Source organism: Streptomyces sp. NBC_00212 (assembly GCF_045206365.1).
GTDB lineage: Bacteria > Actinomycetota > Actinomycetes > Streptomycetales > Streptomycetaceae > Streptomyces.
Genome location: NZ_CP108115.1, coordinates 950,169 through 976,222, shown reverse-complemented (window position 1 = coordinate 976,222; position 26,054 = coordinate 950,169). Strand labels below are relative to the sequence as shown.

Sequence of the window (26,054 nt, the reverse complement as noted above, 5' to 3'; positions counted from 1 at the left end):
TGCCTTCATGCGTTTAGCGATGCCCCGCTCCCGCTCCGGCTTCCGGCCACGCGCCACGCTTCGTGCCCTCGCGGCGCTGTCGCTGGCGGCGTCAGGCCTCACGGCCGTGGTCGCCATGTCGTCCCCGGCGGCCGCCCTGGACAACGGAGTTGCCTCCACCCCTCCGATGGGATGGAACTCCTGGAACACCCTGGGCACCGCGGTGACCCAGGACCAAGTCGTCCAGACCATCGACTTCATGGCCTCGAAGGGTCTGGTCGCGGCGGGCTACAACACCGTCACCATCGACGACGGCTGGTCGCTCAACCACCGCGACGGCCAGAGCACCGACCTGGTCAAGAACTCCTATGGCGCCATGCAGCTCTACGACGCCAACCGCAACCCCACGAGCGGAACCGACGGGACCGGATTCGACCTGACCACGGGCCACTTGATCCCGGATCCGAACCACTTCCCGTCCCGGACCGTCAACGGCAGGACCGTCAACGGCAGGACCGTCAACGGCATCGAGTACCTGAGCTGGTACGCCCACAGCAAGGGCATGAAGTTCGGCCTGTACGCCACGGACACCTACACCACGTGCCAGGGGCACCCGGGAAGTCTCGGGCACGAGTCGGCCGACGCCGCCGACTTCGTCGCGTGGGGCGTGGACTTCGTGAAGTACGACGACTGTCCGTACGGTCCGCAGATCGTCGGCCCGGACGGCCACAACTACTACACCCAGGGCGAGGGCAGGGAACTGACGCGGTCCATCTACGCCCGGGTCCAGGACTTCCAGCGGGCGCTCGACGCCGCGTCCGCAGCCCAGGGACGCCCTCGTGTGGTGCTCAGCGTGTCGGCGCAGCCCGTGCACACCGGTGTGCCGTACCTGCTGGCGCCGGACGACCCGGCCCGTACCGACCCCGTGGTCGTCGCGGCGGGCACACCCGCGCGCCAGGCCCCGGGGTACGCCCCGACCGGCGTGTGGTGCGGGCAGGTGGCGAACCTGTGCAGGATCGGCGGCGACCGCGGCCCCGACCTGGAAGGCGTCCTGTACAACGGGCAGTTGGGGACCGCCCTGCGCTACCCGGGCAACGTCAGGCCCGGAAGCTGGAACGACATGGACATGATGTTCGCCGGCTGGCAGAGCCCTTATGGCCTGTACGGCGTCGCCGACACCTGCCTCTGCCACAAGCCCATGTCCGACACCGAGTCGCGCAGCGAGCTGTCCATTCTGTCGATGATGGCCTCCCCGCTGATCTCCGGCGCGGACCTGCGCACCTCAGCCGACTCCCAGCACACGAGCGACGGCGTCACGTGGTCTACCGGCATCAGCGACTCGGCGTTGGCGATCTACAAGAACGCCGACGTCGTCGCCGTGGACCAGGACGGCGCCAAGCCCGCCACCCTGGTGGGCGATCCGCCGGGCAGCGGCACCGCACCGCTCGTCCTCAAGCGGCCCCTGGCCAACGGTGACACCGCCGTGCTGCTGGTCAACCAGGACCCGTCCAACGCGCAGACCATTTCGACCAGCCTGAGCGCACTCGGTCTCACCGGCCCCGGCTACTCCTCCAAAGAGCTGTGGACCGGCGCCACCGGCAACGTCACGGGGACGATCAGTGCTCCGGTCGCCCCGCACGGCGTTGCCCTGTACCGGCTCAGGCCACTGCCGACCACCGGCCCGGCGGCGGTGATCGGGGACGGCCGGTATCACGGCATCGGCGCCGGCGGAACCGGCGGTCAGGTCCTGGAGGTCCAGGGCACCTGCAGCGCACCGGACGGGGCGACCGGCGACATCAACACCTGGTGGAATTCCCACACTTCGGAGCAGTGGCGGTTCGACCCCAACCCCGACGGCACGGTACACATCACCGACAACTGCTCCACCGGTACGCAGGTCCACGGCACGCTCACCGGTCCGGCCTCGGCCGGCGGACGGGCCTGGGTGCTGAACGGCTACGACCCGAACAGCCCGTACCAGAAATGGCGAGTGGTCCAGAACACCGCCACCGGCCAACTGACCATCACCAGCGTGGCGACCGGCCTGGCATTGGACGCCCCGCAGCCCGCGCCCACCTCTTCCGTCGTCCTCGGCCAACCCGACGCGGCGGCGCCCGGCCAGGGCTGGACCCTGATGGCCCCTCCGGCCTTGGCCGGCCCCAGGCTCTGACCTGCCTCGTCCTCGAAGCCGACCGGGCGCCCAGCCTCCGACGGCGCGGAAACGATTGCAATATGACGACACGTCAGATATGACGGAGCGTCAGGGAAGGTGAGGAGTCGATGGGGAAGCCGGGACGACCGGGGGCGGCGGGGCGCAAGGCGCCCTGGCAGCCGCTCCTCGCGATCGGTAAGGTCGGCCCCCGCGCGACCCCGCGCCACCACAACTTCCGGCAACGGTACGAGTTCCGGCACCAGCGCACGTCCCCGCAGCAGCGCACCTCCCTGTATCGGCAGCGCAAGTCCCCGTATCAGCGCACCTCCAGGCAGTGGCACGAGCCCCACCCGCGGTCCGGCGCCGTCGGACGGTCCGCCCCCGGTCGTCCGGCGGGCCCGCCGCTCCCCGATGCCCCGGGGCTCACCGCTGCCGCCACCCCCCTCGCAGCTTCATCGGTCTGATTCGGAGTGTTCATGACGCCCGTAGCGCCGAACCCTGAACTTGTCATCGGATTGAGCCCGTTAGGCCTGCCCGACCCGCGATCGGTCGCCGCGGTCCACCGGGCCGGCGGACTCGGCGTACTGGATCTCGGGGCGGGCGACCGCCGTGCGAGAGAGGCGCTGGCGCGGGTGCGGCGCTGGACGGCGGGCGCGTTTGCCGTCCGCGTCGGGCCGTCCTGCGCGCTGACGCCCGAGGAGGTCGCCGAGGAGTGCGGCGGCACCCTCCCGCCCGTGGTGCTGCTCGCCGCCGACACCGACTGGAAGGTCCGCCAACTGGCCGATGAATGCCGGGTGTTGGTGGAGGCCGGAGACCGGGAGGAGGCGCGCCGGGTCGCGGCTGACGGCGCGCACGGGCTCGTGGCGCGCGGCAGCGAGTGCGGGGGCCGCAGCGGCGATCTGGGCACATTCGTTCTCCTCCAGGCGCTGCTGGCCGACCCGGCGTACGACCTGCCCGTGTGGGCCTGCGGGGGCATCGGCCCGCGCACGGCGGCGGCGGCCGTGGTCGGCGGCGCGGCCGGGGTCGTCCTCGACACCCAGCTCGCCCTGCTCGCGGAGTCCGGGATCGCGGACGAGGCGGCGGCCGCGCTGCGCACGATGGACGGGTCCGAGACGAGTGTCGTCGACGGAGTCCGGGCGCTGCGGAACGCCCGTACGGGACTCCAACTCCCCGTAGGTCAGGACGGGTTCCTCGCCGCCCGGTTCGCCGAGCGGTGGGGAACCGTGGCCGGTGCGGTGCGCGGGGTGCGCGGGGCGATTCTCGCTGCCGTGGGCGACCCGGCCGTGGCACGGACCCTGACGGCGGGCTCCGTGCTGGCGGACGCCCTGGGCACCCGCCTGCCCCTCGTGCAGGGCCCGATGACCCGGGTCAGCGACCGGGCGGGCTTCGCGGCGGCCGTGGCGCGCGAAGGGGCGCTGCCGATGCTGGCGCTCGCCCTGTCCGACGGCGAGCAGAGCCGCGCCCTGCTCGAAGAGACCCGCGACGAACTGGGCGATCGGCCCTGGGGCGTGGGCATCCTCGGCTTCACGGACAGCAGGATCAGGGCCGAACAACTGGCGGCCGTACGGGCGGTCCGGCCCACGCACGCGATCATCGCCGGGGGCCGCCCCTCCCAGGCGGCCGACCTGGAGGCGGTCGGCATCAAGACGTTCCTGCACGTGCCGTCGGCCACGCTGCTCAAACAGTTCATTGACATGGGCATGCGCAAATTTGTCTTCGAAGGCGCCGAATGCGGCGGACATGTCGGACCGCGCAACAGCTTTCCGCTCTGGGAGGCGCAGTTGGCGGTGGTCGAGGAGTACGTGGCTCGCGCACCCGGCACCGCGGGCGACTTCCAGGTGCTGCTGGCGGGCGGCATCCACGACGAGCGCTCCTCGGCCATGGCCGCCGTGCTCACCGCGCCGCTCGCCGCACGCGGCGTCGCGGTCGGCGTCCTGATGGGCACCGCCTACCTCTTCACGGCCGAGGCGGTCGAGTGCGGCGCGATCCGGCCGGTCTTCCAGCGCCAGGTGATCGCCGCCGGGGCCACCGCGCTCCTGGAGAGCGCCCCGGGCCACGCCACTCGCTGTGTCGCCAGCCCGTACACGGCCGACTACGCCGCCGCCCGCGCACGTCTGGGCGCCGACGGCACCCCCGACCGCCGGGCCTGGGAGGAGCTGGAGCGGCTGAACATCGGGCGGCTGCGGATCGCCAGCAAAGGGGTGGAGCGGGAGGGCGACGAGCTGCGAGCCGTCTCCGAGCAACGCCAGCTCGACGCCGGGATGTTCATGGCCGGGGAGGTGGCCGTGCTGCGCTCGGCGGCCACGACCGTCGGCGCGCTGCACGACGCGGTGAGCCGGGGCGCCGCCGCCTTCGCCGAGCGGCGGGCGGCCGAGCTGGCCGAAGCACTGGGCGCCGCCGAGGACGCCGTCGAGGAGCCTGCCGCGCAGCCGCTCGACATCGCCGTCGTCGGCATGGCCTGTATGTTTCCCCAGGCCCCCGACCTGGCGACGTACTGGGCGAACGTCGTCGGCGGCGTCGACGCGGTCACCGAGGTCCCCGCCGACCGCTGGGACCCGGAGATCTACCACGACGCCACGGGCGAGCGCGCCGGTACGACCGCGTCGCGGTGGGGAGGCTTCCTGCCGCCGATCCCCTTCGACCCGTTCGCGTACGGCATCCCGCCCGCCTCGCTCGGCAGCATCGAACCCGTACAACTGCTCGCCCTCGAAGCGGCCCGGCGGGCGCTGGAGGACGCCGGGTACGGCGAGCGGCCCTTCGACCGCTCCCGTACGTCCGTGGTCTTCGGCGCGGAGTCCGGCAGTGACCTCTCCGGCGCGACCACCCTGCGCACGGTCCTGCCCGCCTACCTGGGGGAGATACCGCCCGCCGTCGAGGAGCAACTGCCCAAGCTCACCGAGGACTCCTTCCCCGGCATGCTCGCCAATGTCATCGCGGGCCGGATCGCCAACCGCCTCGACCTCGGCGGCGCCAACTACACGGTCGACGCGGCCTGCGCCTCCTCGCTCGCCGCGCTGGACGTGGCCTGCAAGGAACTCGTCTCCGGCAGCAGCGAATTGGTGCTCTGCGGCGGCGCCGACCTGCACAACGGGATCAACGACTACCTGCTGTTCTCGTCGGTGCGCGCGCTGTCCCCGACCGGCCGCTCCCGCACGTTCGACGCCTCGGCGGACGGCACGGTGCTCGGCGAGGGGGTGGCCTGCGTCGCGCTGAAGCGCCTGGCCGACGCCGAGCGGGACGGCGACCGGGTGTACGCCGTGGTCAAGGGCATCGGCAGCGCGAGCGACGGCCGCTCCCTCGGGCTCACCGCGCCCCGGCCCGAGGGCCAGCGGGCCGCGCTGGAACGGGCCTACCGGGCGGCCGGGGTCTCGCCCGCCCGGGTCGGCCTGGTCGAGGCGCACGGCACCGGGACCGTGGTCGGCGACCGCACCGAACTGGCCACGCTGACGGCCGTGTTCGCCGAGTCGGGCGCGGCGCCGGGCGGCTGCGCCCTCGGCTCCGTCAAGTCCCAGCTGGGCCACACCAAGTGCGCGGCGGGACTGGCGGGCCTGATCAAGGCGGCGATGGCCCTGCACACCGGGATCACTCCGCCCACGCTCCACCTCAAGGAGCCGAACGCCGCCTGGGACCCCGCCACCAGTCCCTTCGCGTTCCACGCCGAGGCCCGGCCGTGGGCGGCCCCGGTGGCCGAACGGATCGCGGGGGTCAGCGCGTTCGGCTTCGGTGGCACCAACTTCCACGCGGTGCTCACCGCCCACGACGCGGGCGCGCCACCGGTCCAGGGGTACGAGGCGTGGCCGGCCGAGCTGTTCCTGTTCCGGGGCGCGGATGCCGCGGCGGCCGGACGGGAGGCGGAGCGGCTGCTTGGCGAGCTGGACGGCCCGGGCGCGGGCCTGCGGCTGAGGGACGCGGCGCTGGTGGCGGCCCGGCGCGCCGCGACCCGGCCGGGCCCGGTGCGGATCGCGGTCGTCGCGCAGAGCGTGGGCGAACTGCGCGGCCTGCTGCGGAAGGCGGCGGACGGGGAGCGGGGACGGGGGGTGTACGCGGCGGAGGGGCCCGCGACGGACGGGGTCGAGTCGGGCAGCCTCGCCGGCAGGCCGGAGGCGGACGGGCTCGATATGGACGGGCCCGATCCCGGCGGCCTCGGAACCGACCCCAAGGTCGCCTTCCTCTTCCCCGGTCAGGGCAGCCAGCGCCCCGGCATGCTCGCCGAGCTCCTCGTCGCGTTCCCGGAGGCCGCGCACCTGGTGCGGCAGGGCGGGGCGTACGCCTCCGCGCTCTATCCGCCCGAAGCTTTCGAGCCGGGCGCGGCCGACCGCCGGCAGGAGGCGCTGAAGGACACGCGGATGGCTCAACCAGCCCTGGGGATAGTCGAGTTGACGGTGAGTCACGTACTGGACTGGGCAGGCGTACGCCCCGACATGGCGGGCGGGCACTCCTACGGGGAGCTGGTGGCCCTGGCGGCCGCCGGAGCACTGACCCCGGACGTGCTGCTAGACCTGAGCGCCCACCGGGCCGAGTCGATCCTGGATTCGCTCGGCGACGACCCCGGCGCGATGGCCGCGGTCACGGCCGACCCGGCCGACGTGGAGCACGTCCTCGCCGGGACCGGTCTCGGCGGCCGGGTCGTGGCCGCCAACCGCAACGGCCCCCGGCAGACCATTGTCTCCGGCCCCACCGTCCTGGTCGACGAGGCGATGGAGCACCTCCAGGGCGCGGGACACGGCGTGCGGCGCATCCCGGTCGCCTGCGCCTTCCACAGTCCGCTGGTCGCGGGCGCGGGCGAGCGGTTCGCCCCGGTCCTGGCCCGGCACACGGTCAGGGCGCCGGAGTTCCCCGTCTGGGCCAACCGGACGGCCGCCGTCTATCCGGCCCGGCCCGACGGCGTACGAGCCGAACTGGCCGCGCAGATCGGGTCCCCGGTGCGCTTCGCCGAACAGGTCGAGGCGATGTACGCGGCCGGGGCGCGGATCTTCGTCGAGGCGGGCCCTGGCGCCGTGCTGACCGGCCTCGTCGGCCAGATCCTGGGAGACCGGCCACACCTGGCGGTCGCCTGCGAGCCGCGCCCCGGCGCCGGGCTGCGCGGACTCCTTGAGTCCCTGGCGAGACTCGCGGTCGCGGGCGTGCCGGTACGCGCCGAACGGCTCCTCCAGGGCCGGGGCGCGGTGCCGGCGCGGCCGGAGCCGAGCGGCTGGACCGTGGACGGCCAACTCGTCCGCACCCGCTCCGGCGAACTGCTCCCCGGAGCCCTGAAACCGGCCCGACGGGTCAGTCTGGAGACGAGCACGGTGACGCGCGACAGCGACCCCCGGCACGACGAGCGCGAACTCATCGCGGACTACCTGCGCACGACACGCGAGCTCGTGGCGGCCCAACGGGACGTTCTGCTCACGCACTTGGGGGCCATGGGCGGCGCCGCCTCCCCGCCGCCGGTGCCTCCTCTCCCCGCCCGTACGGAAGCAGCTCCCCAACCGGCCGTGGCCGAGGAGGCTCCGGCCGCCGAGGCCCCGCGTCCGGTCGTGGTCGACATCGAGCAGGCCGTGCTCACCGTCATCAGCGAACGGACCGGCTATCCGGCCGACATGATCGAACCCGATCTGGACCTCGAAGCGGACCTGAGCATCGACTCCATCAAGCGCACCGAGATCGTCGGCGAGCTGGCCCGTCACCTCGCGGGGACCCGCACCTTCGACGACGCGGAGATGGAGGAGCTGTCGCGGGCCCGGACGGTCGCCGCGATCACGGCGTGGATCACGGGGCACGAGAGTCCTGCCGAGCCCAAGTCCGAGCCCGTGCCCGTGATCGCCGAAGCCGGTCCTGAGCCCGTCCGCGGCGTCGCCCCGCGCCGCTGCCTCCTTGAGGAGACGCCCCTCGACGTGCCCGCCGCACCGCCGGACCCCGACCTCCACGGCAGGCGCTTCGCCCTGCTCGGAGGCGGCGCGACCGCCGAGGAGCTGGCGGCCCGGCTGGTCGACAGGGGAGCGGACGTCCTCGCGTACGACACCGACCGGCGGCTCGACGCGGCCGACGGCCCACTCGACGGGGTCTTCCACCTGGGAGCCGTGCTCCCCGCAGCCCCGTCCGACGGCGGCGGGGCGCTGCTCCCCGGGGCCTTCGAGGTCTTCCGGGCCGCCCTGCGCCTCGCACCCCGTTGGCTGATCTGCGGCAGGACCGTGCCCGGCGCCGGAGAGGAGGCGGGGGCGGGGCTGCACGGGCTGTTCCGGACCATCGGGCGGGAGTACGGCGACCTCGCCGCCCGCGTCGTCGACCTCGACCCGGCGGCCACCGCCGCCCGGCGGGCCGACTTCTTGCTGGCCGAGCTGTATGCCGAGGACCACGCCCCCGTCGTCGTGCGCACCGATGCCGGGCGCTACGGGTACGAGCTCGTGGAGCGCGGCCTCGGCGGCCTGGCGCGTACCGGCGCGGGGCCCGCCGGGGACGGGGCCGCCGAAGCGGCGGCGCTCGGGCTCGACCGGGACTGTGTCGTCGTGCTCGCCGGAGGCGCACGCGGAATCACCGCGGACTTCGCCATGGCGCTGGCGGCGGCCTCCCACTGCCGGATCGAGCTCCTCGGCAGGACCCCGCTGCCCGCCGGGCCCGAGGAACCGGAGCTCGCGGGCGCCGCCGACGCGCCCGCGCTGCGGGCGCTGTTCGCCGCCCGGGGCGAGTTGGCTCCCGCCGCGATCGAGCGAGAGGTCGCCAACGTCCTCGCGGGCCGTGAAGTCGCCCACACCCTCGACCGGTTGGGGCGGCTCGGCAGCCCCGCCGCGTACCGCGTCGCCGACATGCGTGACGGCGCGGCCGTGGCCCAAGTCGTCAAGGAGATCCAGGCGGAGCGCGGGCGCATCGACGTGGTGGTGTACGCGGCGGGCGTGATCGAGGACCGGCTCATCGAGGAGAAGGACCCCGAGTCGTTCCGGCGGGTGTACGCGACGAAGGTGGACGGCGCCCGCGCACTGCTCGACGCCGCGTCCCAACTGCCCCAAGGCCCGCGCACGGCCGTGCTGTTCGGCAGCGTCTCCGCCGTCCTGGGCAACCGGGGCCAGAGCGACTACGCCGCCGCCAACGACGCGCTCGCGGGCCTCGGCGAGCGGTGGGCGCGGCGCACCGGGCGGCGGGCGCTGACCGTGCACTGGGGGCCGTGGGCGCCGTCCGCGGTGCACGGTGGCATGGTCACCCCGCACCTCGCCCGCGAGTACGCCCGGCGCGGTGTGGCCCTCATCGACCGCGAGGAGGGCGCGCTGGCCTTGCTGCGGGAGCTGGCCTGGGGCGACGAGTCGGCCACGTCCGTCGTCTACACGGCATCGGTCCTGTGACATGGTCGAAGTGACTCCCGACACAGCTGATTTGACGAAGTGTCAAATCCCCGTGGCCATCGTCGGCATGTCCGTCCTGCTGCCCGGCGCCAAGGATCTGGACGCCTACTGGCGCAACCTCGTCGACGGTGTGGACGCCGTACGGGAGGTCCCCGAGGGGCGCTGGGACCCGGTCTACTACCGGCCCGGCGACCAGGGCGGCGCCGCCGACCGGATCTACTGCCGGCGCGGCGGCTTCGTCGACGGCCTCGCCGAGGTCGACGCCGCCCGCTTCGGCATCATGCCAAGCTCGGTGGCGGGCACCGAGCCCGACCAGCTCATCGCGCTCTCGGTCGCGGCCCGGGCGATCGCGGACGCGGGCGGCGAGGAGCGGCTGCCCGAGCGCGGCCGGGTCGGTGTCGTCCTGGGCCGGGGCGGATACCTGGGCCCGGGCCTCGTCCGCCTCGACCAACGGGTGCGCACCGCCCACCAGTTGACGCGCACCCTGGGCGAGCTCATGCCCCACCTCGCCCCGGACCAGCTCGACCGGGTGCGGGCCGCCTTCACCGAGACGCTCGGCCCCGAGCACCCGGAGTCGGCCATCGGGCTCGTCCCCAATCTGGCGGCGTCCCGCATCGCCAACCGGCTCGACCTGCGGGGCCCGGCGTACACGGTGGACGCGGCCTGCGCGTCCTCGCTGATCGCGGTCGACCAGGCGGTGAGCGAACTGGCCGCGGGCCGCTGCGACCTGATGCTCGCCGGCGGGGTGCACCACTGCCACGACATCACCCTGTGGAGCGTCTTCGCCCAACTGCGCGCCCTCTCGCCGAGTCAGCGCTGCCGCCCCTTCCACGCGGCGGCCGACGGCATCCTCGTCGGAGAGGGCACGGGTGTCGTCGTCCTCAAGCGACTCGCGGACGCCGAACGCGACGGCGACCGTGTGTACGCGGTGATCCGTGGCACCGGCGTCGCGGGTGACGGCCGCGCCGCCGGGCTGATGAACCCCGACCCGGGCGGCCAGACCCGCGCCGTCCGGCAGGCCTGGCGAGCGGCGGGCCTCGATCCGCGCGCCCCCGGCTCCCTCGGCCTCCTGGAGGCGCACGGCACCGGCACTCCGGCGGGCGACGCGGCCGAACTGGCCACGCTGGCCGAGGTGTTCGGGCCGGGCGCCGACGGAGCGGACACGGCCGTCATCGGCTCGGTGAAGTCGATGATCGGCCACTGCATGCCCGCCGCGGGCGTCGCCGGACTGGTGAAGGCGGCCCTCGCCGTGCACCACGCGACCCTGCTGCCGACCCTGCACTGCGACGAACCGCACCCCGCCCTCGCCCGCACCCGGTTCCGCCCGGCGGCCCTCGCCCGCCCGTGGGAGGGGCCGTTGCGCCGGGCCGCCGTCAACGCGTTCGGGTTCGGCGGGATCAACGCCCATGTGGTCCTGGAGCAGGCCCCGGGCGCCGTGCCCGCCCGGCACCGGGCGGCCGTGCGCGAACCCGAGCGGGTGCTGCGCCTGAGCGCCGACACGGCCGAGGACCTGGCACGGTTCCTGGACGCGGACGACACGACGGTACGGGCGCGGGGCGACGCCTCGCACGCGCAGGCTGCTTCCGCCGTGTACGGGCCAAGTGCCTCCGTCCCGTACACGCAGGGCACTTCGGAGACCCCCGCCGCCCGGCTCGGCATCGTCGATCCGACCGCCAAGCGGCTGGCGCTCGCCCGCCGGGCGGTCGCCCAGGGCCGCCCGTGGCGCGGTCGCAGCGACGTGTGGTTCGCCCCGCGCCCGCTGCTGGGGAAGGCGGGCGGGGGCAAGGTGGCGTTCGTCTTCCCCGGTCTGGAGGCCGAGTTCGCCCCCCGGGTGGATGAGGTGGCCGAGCACTACGGGCTGCGGCTGCCGGGCCGTGCGTACACCGAGGCGACCGATGTCGCCCGGCACGGGCTCGGTGTGCTCCGCGTCGGCCGGATCCTCGACGAAGCCCTGCGCGCGCTCGGCGTCCGGCCCGACGGGGTCGCCGGACACAGCGTCGGGGAATGGACGGCGATGATCGCGGGCGGCATGTTCGCGGCCGACGAGGCGGACGACTTCTTCGCCTCCTTCGACCCCGACTCGCTCCGGGTGCCGGGCCTTGCGTTCGCGGCGATCGGAGCCCCGGCGGCCCGGGTGAGCGAGGCGCTCGCCGACTGGCCGGACCTCGTCCTCTCGCACGACAACTCGCCCGGTCAGTCGATGGTGTGCGGCCCGGAACAGCCGGTCGAGGAGTTCGCGGCGAAGCTCCGGGCCGAGCGCGTGATCTGCCAGGTGCTCCCGTTCCGCTCCGGCTTCCACACACCGATGCTCGCCCCGTATCTGGGCCCCATGAAGCGGGGCGTGGACGCGGCGAAGATCCTTCCGCAGCGGGTCCCGGTCTGGTCCGGCACCACGGCGGCCCCCTTCCCGGCCGGCCCCGACGAGGTCCGCGCCCTGTTCGTCCGCCACCTCCTGGAGCCGGTACGGTTCCGGCCGCTCACCGACGCCATGTACGCGGCGGGCTTCCGCGCCTTCGTCCAGGTGGGCACGGGCCGTCTGGCCTCGCTGATCGACGACACCCTCAAGGACCGCGACCACCTCACGCTCAGCGCCAACTCGCCCCGGCGCGGCGGACTCGCGCAACTGCTCCGGGTGGAGACGGGGCTGTGGGCGGAGGGGTACGCGCCGAGCCCCGCCCGGCCCGCCCGGCCGCGTGTCTCCGAAGCGACGACCACCTCCGCCGCCCCGATCCCCCTCGACCTCACGGCCGCGCTGGTCCCGCTCGACCCCCACCGCCTGGACGAGTTACGCGCCGAGCTGCGCCCCCGTACGGAGTCTGAGGCTGAACTCCCCACCCCCACACGCCTGTTGAGCGACTCCCTCACCCGGCGCCACCCCGTCGCAGCCGAGCTCGACGCGCTGATGCGGGAGACGGTGGACAGCGTCACGGCCGTACTGGAGGGCGCGGGGGCTCCGGCGGTGTCCGGCACACCGGCCGCGCCGGACAGCGCCGCCCCACCCCCCGAGCACCGCACCCGACTCCGCGTCTCCACCACGGCCATGCCGTACCTCCTCGACCACTGCTTCTTCCCGCAGCGGCCCGGCTGGCCCGATCCCGCCGACCGGCATCCGGTCGTCCCCGCCACCACCGTCCTGCACCACCTGATGGCCGCCGCCGAGTGTGCCGCGCCCGGGCAGCGGGCGGTCGCCGTGCACGACGTGCGGCTGGAGAAGTGGGTCAACGCCATCCCGGCCGTGGATGTGACCATCACCGCCAGGCCGCAGGGCCGCGGCCGGTGGGCGGTCGCGTTCGGGCCGTACGCCCGCGCGACCGTCCAACTCGCCCCCGCCTACCCGGCCCCGCCACCCGCGTCACCCCTGGACGCGGCCGACGAGCGCCCGCCCGACATCGCGGCGGCCCAGCTGTACGAGGACCGGTGGATGTTCCACGGGCCCGCCTTCCGGGGCGTCACCGCGCTGCGCGGGGTCGGGCCCGGCCACGTCCGGGGCACGATCACCACGCCGTCCGCGCCGGGCGCGCTCCTCGACAACGTGGGCCAACTCCTCGGCTACTGGCTGATGTCGACCCACCACACGCGGACCGTGATCTTCCCGGTCGCCCTGGAGCGGGCCCGCTTCCACGGGCCGCCCCCGCCCACCGGCACCCGCGTCGACTGCCATGCCGTCATCACCTCGCTCACCGAGGACACTCTCCTCGCGGACGTCCGGCTCAGCCTCCCCGACGGGACGGTGTGGGCGGAGCTCTCCGGCTGGCGCGACCGCCGGTTCTCCGGGCTCGACGCGCGCAGGTCCGGCGGCTACCCGGAACACCGCGCCCTCGCCGAGGCGCAGCCCGGCGGCTGGTGCCTGCTGCGGGACGCATGGCCGGACCTGGCCTCCCGCGACCTGCTGACGCGCATGCAACTGGGCCGGGCCGAGCGGGCGGCGTACGAGGCGCGGCCGCCGCGCGGCCGGCGGCAGTGGCTGCTCGGCCGGATCGCCGCCAAGGACGCGGTCCGGCGGTGGCTGTGGGAGCGCGGCGAGGGCGCGGTGTTCCCGGCCGAGATCGAGATCGTGAACGAGAAGTCGGGGCGGCCGCGCGCGGTGGGGGTGCACGGGCGCAGGCTCCCGGCCCTTGACCTGTCCCTCGCCCATCGGGGCGACCTCGCGGTCGCACTCGTACGCCCGCCGGGGCACGGCCCGTACGCGAACGGCGTCGGCATCGACGTCGAAGAGATCGTGGACCGCACCCCCGAGACCCACCGCGTCGCCCTCGGCCCCCGCGAACTCGCCCTTCTCGGCAGGCTCGTCGCCGCCGGGCCCGGCGAGTCAGAGGCCCTGTGGTTCACCCGGTTCTGGGCGGTCAAGGAGGCCGCCGCCAAGGCGGAGGGCACAGGGTTCGGCGGGCGGCCGCACGCCTTCGAAGTGACCGGCGCGGCCCCCGACTCCCTCACCGTCACCGTCGACGGCCGCCGCCACCACGTGCACTGCACCCTCGTCGACCCCACCCATGTCGTGGCCTGGACCACGTCTGCGACGACCCTCAAGGAGAGCACTCAGTGACCACCAGCGAACGGCCCCCCGGGCCCGCCCCCCTCGCACCTCCGGACGAGGAGAGGGTCCTGGCCGAGATCGCCGCTCTGATCGTGGAGGTGCTCGGGGACTATGCCCCCGACCCCGCCGAGATCCGCCCCGAGACCCTGTTCGGCGACGACCTGGAGCTGGAGAGCATCGACCTCGTCATGCTGTCCGGAAACCTCCAGGAGCGGTACGGCGAACAGGTCAACTTCGCCGAGTTCGTGGCCTCTCTGGAGATCGACGAGGTCATCGAGCTGTCCGTCGGCCGGCTCGTCGACCATGTGCTGCACAGCCTCGGCGCGGCCCCGGAAGCGGGAGCGACGCCATGGTCATGATCCGCGCGAACGGTCTCGGCCTGCACGTCCAGCGGCTGCGCCCGACCCACCAACGTCCTTACGCGACCGTGGTGTTCGTCCACGGCGCCTTCATCGACAGCCTCGCCAGCTACTACTTCACCCTCGGCCCCCGGTTCGCGGCGGCCGGGTTCGACGCCGTGATGTTCGACCTGCGGGGACACGGCCGCAGCGAGCGCCCGCCCAGCGGCTACACCCTGGAGCACTTCACCGCCGATCTCGACGCCCTGCTCGACGAACTGGGCATCACCCACCCCGTCCACCTCGTCGGCAACTCCTTCGGCGGCACGGTCGCCCTCGACTTCGTCGTCCACCGGCCCGAGCGCGTCGCCACCGTCACCGTCGTCGAGTCGGGGCCCGCCAGCCGGGCCTGGTCCCACACGATGACGAACGCCCTGCGCCACGCCGGTGACATGGGGGACGACGAGGCGCTGGTGTGGTTCACCGAGCAGTACGGGACGCTCTCCTCGACCCGGACCGGCGACGCCCGCCACGACGCGCACATCCGCCGGCTCGGCCGGGCCGCCGCCCGGCTCGTACGCGCCACCACCATCGCCGAGGACATGCCCACCGGACGGGTGCTCACCGACGAACAGCTCGGCGGGGTCCGCTGCCCGGTGCTCCTGGTCAACGGGCAGGAGGGCCTGGTGGCCGCCGAGTCCGCCCGGCTGCGGTCGCTGCTGCCGCACTGCTCGGTCGCGGTGGTGCCCGGGCAGAAGCACTCGGTCCTGGTCGAGGCCTCCGACGCCGTCGGGCGGCTCGCCCTGGACTGGGTCCGCGAGCATGCCGGGGTCGCGGCCGAGCCCAGCGGACCGGGGCCGGTCCGGTGAGCCGCTTCCTGTTCGTCGTGCCGCCGCTGACCGGGCACATCAACCCGGCGGCCGCCGTCGCCGCCGAGCTGACCGCGCGCGGCCACGAGGTGGCGTGGGCGGGGCGGCCGGCGATCGTCGAGCGACTGGTGGGGGAGCGGCCCCGGGTGTACGTGTGCGCCGGGCCCGACCACCTCGCGGGGCGGCCGCCCCAACTGCGCGGGATCGCCGCCCTGAAGTTCCTGTGGGCCGACTTCCTCGGCCCGCTCGCCGAGGCGATGGCGCCCGGGGTGGCGGCGGCGATCACCGCCTTCCGGCCGGACGTGGTGGTGGCCGACCAGCAGACCGTGGCGGGCGCCCTGGTGGCGGAGCGGCTCGGTGTGCCGTTCGCGACCTCGTCGACCACCTCGGCCGAGCTCACCGAGAGCATGGCCGCGATGCCGGGCGTGCGCGGCTGGCTCATCGGGCTGCTCCGGGAGCTGCGGGAGCGGATCGGCGATCCGGCCGCCACGTACGACCCGCGCTTCTCACCGGCGCTCACCCTCGCCTTCACCACCCCCGAGCTGACCGGCCCGTACACCGCGCCGGAGACGGACCTCTGCTTCGTCGGGCCGGCGCTGGCCACCCGGCGCGCCGCCTCCGGGGACTTCCCCTGGCAGTGGCTCGACCTGGCGCCGGGGACGGCATCCGTCCTGGTCACGCTGGGTACGGCGAACATCGACGCGGGCGGCCGCTTCCTCGCCGAGAGCGTCGCGGCGGTCCGGGCCCGCGCCGGACGGCTGCGGGCGGTGGTCTGCGACCCCGGCGGGCTGCTCGGGGCGGTGCCACCCGGGCCCGATGTGCTGGTCAGGGCGCACCTGCCGCAAGTCGCCGTCCTGGAGCGGATGTCGGCGGTCGTCTGCCACGCGGGGCACAACACCGTCACCGAGGCGCTGTGGCACGGGGTGCCGCTGGTGGTCGCCCCGATCCGGGACGACCAGCCGGTCGTGGCGACCCAAGTGGTGGGCGCCGGGGCCGGGTTGAGGGTGAGGTTCGCTCGGGCGGGGCGCGAGCAGATCGGCGCGGCCCTGGACTCGGTGGTGACCGAGCGGGGCTACCGGGACGCGGCCCGCCGTGTCCGGGACGCCTTCCGCACCGCCGGCGGCGAGTCGGCCGCCGCCACGCACCTGGAGAAACTCGCCGCCGCCACGCCCGTCGCGAGACGCCCCCGATGAAGCCCCCGCACAGCCCCGGACGAGCCCGCACAGAGCCCCCACAGAGAGGGACGCACATGCCCGACAGTGAACGGATCGCCCAGCTCCGCCCCTCGTACCAGGACGAGCTGGCCCGTGGCACGGGCCGCTTCTTCCTGCCGGCGCGCACCGACTGCCCGTGGTGCCTGGGCACCGAGCTGCGCCGCAAGTTCCGCACCACGGATCTCATCCAGGGCAAGCCGGGCGAGTTCGTCCTCGACCAGTGCCGGGGCTGTGGCCACGTCTTCCAGAACCCGCGGCTGAGCCAGGAGGGTCTGGACTTCTACTACCGGGACTTCTACGACGGGCTCGGCGCCGAGACGACGGCCAAGATGTTCGAGGGCAACGGCAGCAAGAAACGGTTCCGTCGCAGCGCCCGGGCCCTGCGGCGGGTCGCCCTGCCCGGCCGGTGGCTGGACGTCGGCACCTCGCTGGGCCACTTCTGCGCCACCGCCAAGGAGGTGCTGCCGGATACCGAGTTCGACGGCCTCGACATGGGCGAGGGCGTCGAACTCGCGGCCAAGGAAGGCCGGATCCAGGAGGCGTACCGAGGACTCTTCGTGAACCTCGCCGACGAGATGGCGGGCCGCTACGACGCGGTCAGCATGTTCCACTACCTGGAGCACACCCTCGACCCACACCGCGAACTCGACGCCGCGCACAGGGCGTTGGCACCCGGCGGCCATCTCCTGATAGAGGTCCCCGACCCCGAGTCGCTGTCGGGACGGCTGCTCGGCCGGCTCTGGCTGCCCTGGTTCCAGCCCCAGCACCTGAACATGGTCCCGATGGGCAATCTCTGCCGACGGCTGCGCGAGCTCGGCTTCACCGTCGAGGTGGCCGAGCGCCGCGACGCCCACATCCCGGCCGACCTGGCGTGCGCCACCTGGTTCCTGTTCGACCGGCTGCTGCCGCGCGACGACGCACCCTGGCGGCCCCACCGCCCGGGCCGCGCCGCCCGGGCCGCTCGGTTCGCGCTGGTGTGGGCGGCCGTGCCGGTGCTGATCGTGGCGTACGGACTCGACCAGCTGATCAACCCGCTGCTGCGGCGGACCCGGTTCTCCAACGCGTACCGGGTGATCGCCCGCCGCGACGGGTGAGAGCCCACCGCCGTTCTCTTTCATTCACCCGTTCCAAAGGCGCTGGAACGGATCTCCGGGCAGCCTCGACGTCATTTTCCCGGCGCCGCACTTTCGGCCACGCGGGCCGGAATCGCGTTCTGTGACGCGGCTGCGCCTGCCATCGATTTGGTGGTGCGTTCTCCGTGTTCCATGATGTGAGTGGGGATCAGGGTTGGCTCACGCCTGCGAACTGCAGGACACGCGCACTTTGTTGATTGGTCAACAGGTGAGGTCGGGGGACCTGCGCGCCGTGGATGCCACCTATCTCCATTCCCGTTCAACTTTCATCTTCCAGGTAAAGGCAGCATGCCCGTCCAGCGGTTCTCAGACCTCGTGCGTTTCGCCCGAGACTGCTCCCCTTTCTATGCCGACCTCTACGCAGACCTGCCGCCCGAGGTGAACAGCCTCACCGATCTGCCCGTGGTGGATCAGAACGCGTTCTGGGCGGCCAATACCCTGCACGACAACCGCGTCCTGACCGCCCCCCTGGCAGAAGCCGTCGTGTTCAAGACGGGCGGCACCACCGGCACGCCGCGCTTCTCCTGCTACACCCGGGAGGAGTGGCGCGAGTTCGTCACGGCGTTCGGCGCCGGCCTCGTCGACGCGGGTCTGCGGCCCGGTCATCGGGTGGCCGATCTGTTCTACGCCGGGGAGCTCTACGCGAGCTTCCTGTTCATCCTGGACTCGCTCGCACACGCTCCCGTGGCCAATGTGCGCCTGCCCATCGGCGGCGGAGCCCCCCTGGAGTCGACGGCCTCGGCCCTCCAGGACTTCGGCGCCCACGTCGTCGCCGGCACGCCGACCACCCTGTGCCGGCTCGCCGAGCACCTGACGGCGGCGGGCCGCCAACTCCCGCAGGTGGAGCTCCTGTTCTTCGGTGGCGAGGCGCTCTTCTCCGACCAGCGTCGCCTCCTCGCGGACGCGTTCCCCAACGCCGTACCCCGCTCCCTCGGCTACGCCAGCGTCGACGGCGGCCTGCTCGGCAGGCCTGTCGCCGGCCCGGACACGCGCACGCACCGGCCCTTCACCCCGCACACCGTCGTGGAGATCCTCGACGAGACGACCGGCGAACCGATCCGCGAGGCGGGCCGCCCCGGGCGGGTCGTCGTCACCCAGCTCTTCCGCAGCCTCATGCCCGTCATCCGCTACCCCGCCGGCGACCGCGCCGAGTGGACCGACACCGAAGGCGGCGCGTTCCGCATCCTGGGCCGCGCCGAGGAAGGCGTACGCGTCGGGCCCGTCTCGCTGTACTGGGACGACGCCACCAGCGCTGTCGCCGAAGCCGACACCGACGGCCTCGTCACCGGCACGCAACTCGTCGTACGCCGCTGGGCGGGTCGCGACGGCCTCATACTGCGCCTGGCCACCGCCCCCGGGCACGACCCGGCCGTGCTGGACGTCCTGGCCAAGGCGGTCGTCACCGGACTGAACACCGCCCGGCCGCTCTACCCCGACAGCGTCGACACGGGATTCGTCCACCCCCTCGGCGTCGAGTGGACCCGTCACCGCGACCTCGTCGTCAACTCCCGCTCCGGCAAACTCGTCCGCGTCCTCGACGAGAGGCCGACCGCATGAGCACCCCGACGGCGGCACCCGGCCGCCGGCTCCCGCTCGTCCTGCGCAACCGCGCCTTCGGGGCGGTATGGCTGGGCCAGGTGCTCACCCAGGCCGGGACGCGCATGTTCCAGGTGGGCACTTCCTGGTGGCTGATCGGCTACGCGGCCTCCGGCGACGGTGGTTTCGCGGCCGGGTTGCTCATGGCCGTCAGCACCCTGCCCGCCGTGGCCCTGGCCCCGCTCGTCGCCCGCGCCATCGCCCGCTGCTCCCACCGCTCGCTGCTGCGCGCCGCGGCAGCCGGCGCGGGAACGGCCGCCGCGGCACTGGCCGGCTGGGCCGCCGCCAGCGACCTGCCGGTCGTCGCGGTCTACGCGGCGGCCCTGGCCCTGGCGACCTGCCAGGCCTTCTTCGACCCGTGCCTGACCACGTCCGTGCCCCAACTCGTCGACGACCAGGACATCGAGGCGGCCACCGGCTTCGAACTGTCCACCCAGTCGCTCGCGAGCCTGGGCGGAGCCCTGCTCGGTGCCCTCGTCGTGGACGTGGCCGGAGTGGCCGGCCTCGCGGCGGGCTGCGCCGTCGCCAACGGCACGGCCGCGGTGCTCATCACGACCGTCCGCTTCCGCACCCCGACCGACGGCACCGGGCCCGGCGCCGACCCGGCCGAGCCCGCCCCGCGGCGGACGCTGCGTCAGATCCTGGGCGCGCTGCCGTACGTCCGTGCCATCCTGCTCTGCTTCACCGCGGCCAACCTCTTCACCACCGCCGTCTTCGTCGTCATGCCGTTGTACACGGCCACGGTCCTGCACGGCGACGGCGCCACCGTGTCCCTCCTGGAGGCGTCCCTGGGCCTGGGCACGCTCATCGGCTCCTTCACCGGCGCCCGGGTGCCCGGCCGTCCCACGGTGGCCGGCTCCGCCTGCCTGGGCGCGATGGCCGTCGCCCTCGCCGTGCCCGGCGTGATCGCCGCCCGGCCCGTCATCGCCGGCGCCCTCCTGGTGACGGGCTGGTGCGTCGGAGTGATCGGCGTCCGCTTCGTGGCCCTGTTCCAGCGCCTGGTCCCGGCCTCCGACAAGCCCGCCTTCTTCGCCGTCATGCAGGCCGTGCTCGGAGCGACCTTCCCGGTCGCCTCGCTGCTGTTCGGACTCCTTGGCGACCACCTCTCCGCCCGGACGCTGTGCCTGATCCAGGCGGCCGGCCTGGTGCCCGCCGCCCTCGCCCTGCTCCTGCTGCCCGGGCAGGCCCGTACGACCGCGGAACTCGCCGCCGACCCGGACGACGAAACCGCCGCGCACCCGGCGCCGTCCGCCACCCCCACGCCCGCCGCCGGAGGCACCCGATGACCGCCGTGATCGAGCAGGCCGCGCCGACGGACATCGCCGACCTCCGCCAGCTGTACTACGCCGTCTACGGACCTCACTACCCCACGGCGCTGGGCACCGACCCCGCCGAGATGTCCCGGCTCATCCGCGACCCGCACACCCTCTGGCTCGTCGCCCGCTGCCCCCGTACAGGCGCCCTCGCCGGTTCGGCCGCGATCCACGGCGAGGCCGGCACCCGCATCGGCCGCCTCGAAGGACTCGCCGTCCACCCGGACCAGCGCGGATCGGGGCTCGCCGGACGGCTCACCGAGGCGCTGTGCTCCGCCACCCTCGACGCCGGGACCCTCGACTCGGTGTACGCCACCGTCCGGACGGTCAGCGCCGGACCCCAGCGGGTCGTGGCCCGCCACGGCTTCCGCCCGTTGGGCATCCTGCCCAACGCGGTCGACCTCGGCAGCCGGGAAAGCCTCGCGCTCTACGCGCGTCACTCGCCCGGGGTGCTGGACCGCCGGGTGCCCGTCGCCGAGGTGCCCGCCCTCCTGGCACCGCTCCTGGGCACCGCCGGGGCGAGCCTCGGCATCAGCTACGCGAACGCCCGGCCCACGCCGCCGCTGCCGCTGCCCGCCGGGCCCGGGGCCGCGCCACTGGAAGTGATCGAGGCGCCGGCCTTCGTCCGCCGGCGCTTCCACGCCCACTTCCCCGACGGCGGCCGCTGGTTCTACCCGCTGCACACCCCGAACATCCTCCTGACCCCCGCCGACGGAGGCGGCTTCGAGGTGTACGCCTACCTCAACCGCACCGGGGGCTACTGCGCCCTGGTCGCCGCCCACCCCGACCCGGCGGCCGCCGCGGGGTGGCTGGAGCCGGTCACCCGCACCCTCACCCGCGCGGGCGCCGGCTACGTCGAGGCGCTCGTCCCCCTCGAACACCACGCCGCGCTGTCCGCCTTCGCGGCCCAGGGCTTCATCGCCGGGGCCGTGTACCCGGCCATGCGCCGGGACGGGGACGGCTTCCACGACTACGTGGTGATGTCCCGCACCACCGAGCACATCGACTTCCGCGGCGTGGTCGTCGATCCGCCGCTCCAGCCCTTCCTCGATTCCTATGTGTCGGCCTGGGCGTCGGCGCATCTGCCCGCACGTGAGGTCGCTCCATGACTCCCTCGAACCCCCATCTCGCCCCCGTCGACGTCCCCGACGCCGCCGCCCTCGCCCGGCTCCAGCAGCTCTGCGATCTGAGCGATCCCTACACCTGCGGTCCCGCGGAGGAGGAACTGTTCACCGGGGCCATGGCGGAGATCAACGCCTGGCACCGGGACCGGTCCCCGTTCTTCCGCGGCCTCCAGGACGCCGGCACCCGGGAAGCCGGCCTCTCCGGCACCCCGTACGAAGCACCCCTGGTGCACGCCAACTTCTTCAAGCGCCACGCGGTCCTCTCCATCCCCCGGGACGACGTCCACCTGCACCTGACCTCCTCCGGCACCACCGGACAGAAGTCGCAGATGTTCTTCGACGAGTGGACGATCCGCTCGGCCCAGCGCATGGTCGCCCGCATCTTCGACCACAACGGCTGGATCACCCCCGACCAGCCGGTCAACTACCTCCTCTACAGCTATGAACCCGCCCGCGACCTCAACCTGGGCACCTCGTTCACCGACAACTACCTGTGCGACTTCGCCCCGGCCCGGCAGGTCGAGTACGCCCTGCGGAACACCGGCAACGGGCACGAATTCGACCCCTTCGGTTGCGTCGCCGCGCTGCGCCGCTTCGCCGACGACGACGCCCCGGTCCGCATCCTCGGCTTCCCCGCGTTCCTCTGGTTCACCCTGGAACGGATGCGCGCCATGGGCCTGCCGCCACTGGAGCTGCCAGAAGGCTCCCTGATCATCCTCGGCGGCGGCTGGAAGGGCCACACCGACCGGCAGATCGGAAAACACGAGCTGTACGCCCGCGTCACCGAGCAGTTGGGCGTTCCCTCGGAGCGGATCCGCGACACCTTCGGCTCCGTCGAGCACTGCGTCCCGTACATCGAGTGCGCGCACCACAACCTCCACGCACCCGTCTGGTCCCGCGTCTTCATCCGTTCCACCCGCACCCTCGAACCCCTCCCGTACGGCGAACGCGGCTACCTCCACCTGGTGTCCCCGTACATCACCTCCGTACCGGCGCAGAGCGTCGTCATGGGCGACCTCGCCTCGCTCCACCCGGGCGACGAGTGCGGCTGCGAGCTGGGCACACCGTGGTTCACCATCCACGGTCGCGCCGGAGTCAGCCGCAACCGCAGCTGTGCCGTGGCCGCCGCCGAACTGATGAAGGGAATGTCATGACCGACACCATCAACCACCACTACTGGCAGGGCGCCTTCATCGGTGACGACGAGGCCGCCGACCGACTGGCCGCGCTGCCCGCCGCCGTCGAGGCCGCGCTCGCCGAGCCCCTCGACACCGAGACCGTCCTGGCGGCCTGCGACGCCCTCGCGGGAGCCCTGCGCGACCCCGGCCACCCCGTCCGGGACCGGCTGGCCCCCCACCTGCCCGCGGACGGCGGCGCCGAGGAGCTGTACGCCGAACTCGCCGCCTTCCTCGACCGGGGCGCCCTCACCCGCAAACTCCGCCGCGAACTGGGCGCCACCTCCCCGCAGCGGTTGAACCGCCCCGACGCCAAGGAGACGGTCTACGAGGCCTGGGCGCCGGTAGGCCTGGTCGCGCACATAGCCCCCGGCAACGCCGCCACCGTTGCCCCGCTCAGCCTGATCGAGGGACTCCTTGCGGGCAACGTGAACGTCCTCAAGACCAGCAGCGCCGACACCCTCCTCGCCGCACACCTCCTCGCCGAACTCGTCGCGCAGGACCCGACCGGCGCCCTCGCCGAGCGCGTCATCGTGCTGCGCTTCTCCTCTTCCCGCCAGGACTGGCTGCGCCTGATGTGCGCACCCGCCGACGCCGTCGCGGTCTGGGGCGGCGAGTCGGCCGTGGCGGGCGTCGCCGCCCACGTCCCGGCCGGCTGCCGCCTCGTGGAGTGGGGACACAAGATCTCCTTCGCCTACCTCACACGGGACGCCTGGGCCGACGAGGCGACCCTGAACGCCCTGGCCGAGGACGTCTGCCTCTTCGAGCAGCAGGCCTGCTCCAGCCCCCAGGTCGTCTACCTCGACACCGAGGACACCGGCGAACTCCACGCGTTCTGCGACCGGCTCGCCGCGGCCCTCGCCGCCCGGCCGGCGCCCGCCACGCACGAGCTCGACCCGGCCGAGTACGCGGAACTGACCACCACCGAGCACCTCGCCCGCCTGGAGGAACACCTCGGCTTCACCCGCGTCCTCGCCGCCCCTGACGGCACGTGGCGCGTCATGGCCGACACCCGCCCGGCCCTCACCGCTTCCCCGCTGCACCGCACCGTCTGGGTCAAGCCGCTGCCCCGCAAACACCTGATGGCGACGCTGCGCCCCATGCGCCGCTACCTCCAGACGGCGGGCCTCGCGGGCAGCCGCACCGACATCGCCGAACTCTCCACCCTGGTCCTGGCCGCCGGAGCCACCCGGGTCACGCCCGTCGGCGCCATGACGGCCGGCTACTCCGGGGAACCGCACGACGGCGTATACGCGCTCCAGCGCTACAGCCGCCGCGTCGCCGTCCAGGCCGACGAACGCTTCGCCACCACCGCCTGCCTCGACGACCTCGCCCGCCCGGTCGCCTTCCCCCGCCCCACCGGGCCGCTGCTGGACAAGGCCGCCGTCCAGGACCTCAACCGCGGCGTCGAGCTCGGCGACGCCGAGCTGTACTTCCGCAGCGGAGGCAGCACCGGCACGCCCGCCCTGTCGCTCTTCACGTACGAGGACTACGACACGCAGATGCGGGCCGCTTCCCGCGGCCTGCTCGCCGCCGGCTACGACCCGGCGCGTGACCGCACCGCCAACCTCTTCTACTGCGGCGGCATGTACGGCGGGTTCATCAGCTTCTTCTCCATCCTGGAGCGCCTGGGCGGCGTCCAGATGCCGATGGCCGCGGGCCCCGACCACCGGGCCACCGCGGAGATGATCGTCGCGTACGAGGTGGACACCCTCTTCGGGATGCCCTCCTACCTCTGGCAGCTCCTGCACGAGGAAGCCGACCTGCTGCGCTCCTACGGCGGCATCCGCAAGATCTACTACGGCGGCGAGCACTTCACCGACGAGCAACGCCGCATCCTCGTCGAGACGTTCGGCATCGAGGTCGTCCACTCCATCACCTACGGCAGCACCGACCTCGGCCCCCTGGGCTACCAGTGCACGCGCAGCACCGGCGGCGTCCACCACCTCCACGCCGACCTCCACACCCTGGAGATCGTCGAGGTCGACGCGGACCGCCCGGTGGCGCCGGGGGAGACCGGCCGGCTCGTCTTCACCACCCGGGCCCGCCGCGGCCAGCACCTCGACCGGTACGTCATCGGCGACCTCGGACGCGCCCTGCCGGGACGCTGCCCGTGCGGCAGCCACGCCCCGCGCTTCGAACTGCTCGGCCGGCTCGGCGAGGTGATGCGGGTGGCGACGTACTTCCTGAACTACCGCCGCTTCGCCGCCGTCGCGCAGGAGCAGCTGCGCTACAGCGGCGAGATGCAGGCCCTCCTGACCAGCGGGCCCGCCCGCGAGGGCCTCACGCTTCGGATGGAGCGGTCCCACGCCCCCGACCCGGACACGGCGCGCGACGCCTTCCTCGCCGCCTACCCGGAGGTGCGCTCGGCGGTCGAGGAGAACCTGCTCGACTTCACCGTCGAGGCGGTCGACGGAGCAGCGCTGTACCGCACGCCGACGAGCGGCAAACTCCCGGCGGTCGTGGACCGCAGGCACGCACAGCGGCCCGCGGACCAGCACGCCTGACCCGTCGCCCCAGCCGGTCCGCGAGGAAGTCTCGCGGACCGGCGGCGGGGTCCGCTCCAACGTTCTCCGCCGTACTCGTCCGTCCGGCCCCACCGCGGAGTAGTGTCGAAGTACCGGGAGTATTTCGCACACTGGCCTCCATGCTGACGTCGTTCTCGGTGAGCAATGACACCGGGCCGCGTCCACGGGCGGCGGCCTGGAGACGGGTTCGCGCCATGATCGCGACCATCACCGACATCGACGTGCACCGTCCGCAGCGCGAAGCGCTCGCAGGCCCGGCGGCCCGTGTGATGCTGAAATCCCCCGACGCACCCCCCGGGCTCCTGGATGGTGCCTGGTGGCCGCGCTCCCGCGACCTTCTGCGTGAACTCCCCGCCCTCATCGCGGTACTTGACGACGCCCTGGGGAGCCGGATCACCCGCATCGCCGTGAACCCCGAGCACTGGCCCGTCATCCCGCGGAAGATCCCCGTGGCCGGACACGTGGTGAAGGCAGGCTGGTTCAAGGAGCAGGACCCGCACAAGCTGCTGCTGCTTTCCTACAGCGCCGGACGCTACGACCTGCTGGTCATCCCGCCTCACACCAGCGCCGACGCGGCCGCCCGCCTGATGGCCGACGCGACCGACGCGGCCGGCCGGCCGCTGACCGCGAGCGCGCTCATCGCGGAGGAAGAAGCCCACCACGGCACCACGGCGGCCGGCCGGGCAATGGATCCCGACGAGTCGAAGGAGTACGAGGGCGGCGCCACCTCGACGCACATCGGCGTGCCGGACCGGCCCAGCCGCCTCCTGGTCGGGATGTGAT

General features: G+C 73.7%; 14 protein-coding genes. All 14 read left to right on the top strand.

Annotated features, from left to right (window positions below; translation table 11 throughout):
• Positions 1-7: 7 nt before the first annotated feature.
• The 14 genes from OHA17_RS04515 (at position 8) to OHA17_RS04450 (ending at position 26,053) form a co-directional block, all read left to right on the top strand.
• Complete coding sequence (locus OHA17_RS04515) at positions 8-2,149, top strand: alpha-galactosidase (RefSeq protein ID WP_406504253.1); 2,142 nt, start codon at positions 8-10, stop codon at positions 2,147-2,149.
• 110 nt (positions 2,150-2,259) lie between these two features.
• Positions 2,260-2,595, top strand: coding sequence for a hypothetical protein (locus OHA17_RS04510; RefSeq protein ID WP_406504251.1), 336 nt, complete (start codon positions 2,260-2,262; stop codon positions 2,593-2,595).
• Between the two features lie 12 nt (positions 2,596-2,607).
• Complete coding sequence (locus OHA17_RS04505; RefSeq protein ID WP_406504249.1) at positions 2,608-9,447, top strand: SDR family NAD(P)-dependent oxidoreductase; 6,840 nt, start codon at positions 2,608-2,610, stop codon at positions 9,445-9,447.
• Between the two features lies 1 nt (position 9,448).
• The gene (locus OHA17_RS04500; protein WP_406504248.1) at positions 9,449-13,990 is read left to right on the top strand and encodes a type I polyketide synthase; all 4,542 of its coding nucleotides are present in this window, start codon (positions 9,449-9,451) and stop codon (positions 13,988-13,990) included.
• Positions 13,987-14,340: an acyl carrier protein gene (locus OHA17_RS04495; protein ID WP_406504246.1), complete on the top strand. Its 354-nt coding sequence runs from the start codon at positions 13,987-13,989 to the stop codon at positions 14,338-14,340. The genes OHA17_RS04500 and OHA17_RS04495 overlap by 4 nt, the downstream gene beginning before the upstream one ends.
• Entirely contained in the window at positions 14,331-15,188 is an 858-nt protein-coding gene (locus OHA17_RS04490; RefSeq protein ID WP_406504244.1) for an alpha/beta fold hydrolase, read from the top strand. Before OHA17_RS04495 ends, OHA17_RS04490 begins: the two co-directional genes overlap by 10 nt.
• Positions 15,185-16,381 carry a glycosyltransferase gene (locus OHA17_RS04485; protein ID WP_406504242.1) on the top strand — a complete coding sequence of 399 codons (1,197 nt, stop codon included), beginning with the start codon at positions 15,185-15,187 and terminating at the stop codon, positions 16,379-16,381. The genes OHA17_RS04490 and OHA17_RS04485 overlap by 4 nt, the downstream gene beginning before the upstream one ends.
• A 56-nt stretch (positions 16,382-16,437) precedes the next feature.
• On the top strand, positions 16,438-17,496 hold the full coding sequence (locus OHA17_RS04480; protein ID WP_406504240.1) for a class I SAM-dependent methyltransferase: 1,059 nt from the start codon (positions 16,438-16,440) through the stop codon (positions 17,494-17,496).
• 327 nt (positions 17,497-17,823) lie between these two features.
• Positions 17,824-19,092, top strand: a complete 1,269-nt coding sequence (locus tag OHA17_RS04475) for a phenylacetate--CoA ligase family protein (RefSeq protein WP_406504239.1) — start codon at positions 17,824-17,826, stop codon at positions 19,090-19,092.
• A complete protein-coding gene (locus OHA17_RS04470; protein WP_406504237.1) occupies positions 19,089-20,417 on the top strand; it encodes an MFS transporter in 1,329 nt (442 codons plus the stop codon). Before OHA17_RS04475 ends, OHA17_RS04470 begins: the two co-directional genes overlap by 4 nt.
• Positions 20,414-21,553 carry a GNAT family N-acetyltransferase gene (locus OHA17_RS04465; RefSeq protein WP_406504235.1) on the top strand — a complete coding sequence of 380 codons (1,140 nt, stop codon included), beginning with the start codon at positions 20,414-20,416 and terminating at the stop codon, positions 21,551-21,553. Before OHA17_RS04470 ends, OHA17_RS04465 begins: the two co-directional genes overlap by 4 nt.
• Positions 21,550-22,722 carry an acyl-protein synthase gene (locus tag OHA17_RS04460; protein ID WP_406504233.1) on the top strand — a complete coding sequence of 391 codons (1,173 nt, stop codon included), beginning with the start codon at positions 21,550-21,552 and terminating at the stop codon, positions 22,720-22,722. The genes OHA17_RS04465 and OHA17_RS04460 overlap by 4 nt, the downstream gene beginning before the upstream one ends.
• Complete coding sequence (locus OHA17_RS04455; RefSeq protein ID WP_406504231.1) at positions 22,719-25,250, top strand: aldehyde dehydrogenase family protein; 2,532 nt, start codon at positions 22,719-22,721, stop codon at positions 25,248-25,250. The genes OHA17_RS04460 and OHA17_RS04455 overlap by 4 nt, the downstream gene beginning before the upstream one ends.
• A gap of 215 nt (positions 25,251-25,465) precedes the next feature.
• Entirely contained in the window at positions 25,466-26,053 is a 588-nt protein-coding gene (locus tag OHA17_RS04450; RefSeq protein WP_406504229.1) for a DUF5994 family protein, read from the top strand.
• Position 26,054 lies beyond the last annotated feature (1 nt).

Excerpts from the sequence above, each read along its gene's own strand:
- OHA17_RS04515 (WP_406504253.1), top strand. The coding sequence starts at position 8 with ATGCGTTTAGCGATGCCCCGCTCCCGCTCCGGCTTCCGGCCACGCGCC.
- OHA17_RS04510 (WP_406504251.1), top strand. The coding sequence starts at position 2,260 with ATGGGGAAGCCGGGACGACCGGGGGCGGCGGGGCGCAAGGCGCCCTGG.
- OHA17_RS04505 (WP_406504249.1), top strand. The coding sequence starts at position 2,608 with ATGACGCCCGTAGCGCCGAACCCTGAACTTGTCATCGGATTGAGCCCG.
- OHA17_RS04500 (WP_406504248.1), top strand. The coding sequence starts at position 9,449 with ATGGTCGAAGTGACTCCCGACACAGCTGATTTGACGAAGTGTCAAATC.
- OHA17_RS04490 (WP_406504244.1), top strand. The coding sequence starts at position 14,331 with ATGGTCATGATCCGCGCGAACGGTCTCGGCCTGCACGTCCAGCGGCTG.
- OHA17_RS04480 (WP_406504240.1), top strand. The coding sequence starts at position 16,438 with ATGCCCGACAGTGAACGGATCGCCCAGCTCCGCCCCTCGTACCAGGAC.
- OHA17_RS04475 (WP_406504239.1), top strand. The coding sequence starts at position 17,824 with ATGCCCGTCCAGCGGTTCTCAGACCTCGTGCGTTTCGCCCGAGACTGC.
- OHA17_RS04470 (WP_406504237.1), top strand. The coding sequence starts at position 19,089 with ATGAGCACCCCGACGGCGGCACCCGGCCGCCGGCTCCCGCTCGTCCTG.
- OHA17_RS04465 (WP_406504235.1), top strand. The coding sequence starts at position 20,414 with ATGACCGCCGTGATCGAGCAGGCCGCGCCGACGGACATCGCCGACCTC.
- OHA17_RS04460 (WP_406504233.1), top strand. The coding sequence starts at position 21,550 with ATGACTCCCTCGAACCCCCATCTCGCCCCCGTCGACGTCCCCGACGCC.
- OHA17_RS04455 (WP_406504231.1), top strand. The coding sequence starts at position 22,719 with ATGACCGACACCATCAACCACCACTACTGGCAGGGCGCCTTCATCGGT.
- OHA17_RS04450 (WP_406504229.1), top strand. The coding sequence starts at position 25,466 with ATGATCGCGACCATCACCGACATCGACGTGCACCGTCCGCAGCGCGAA.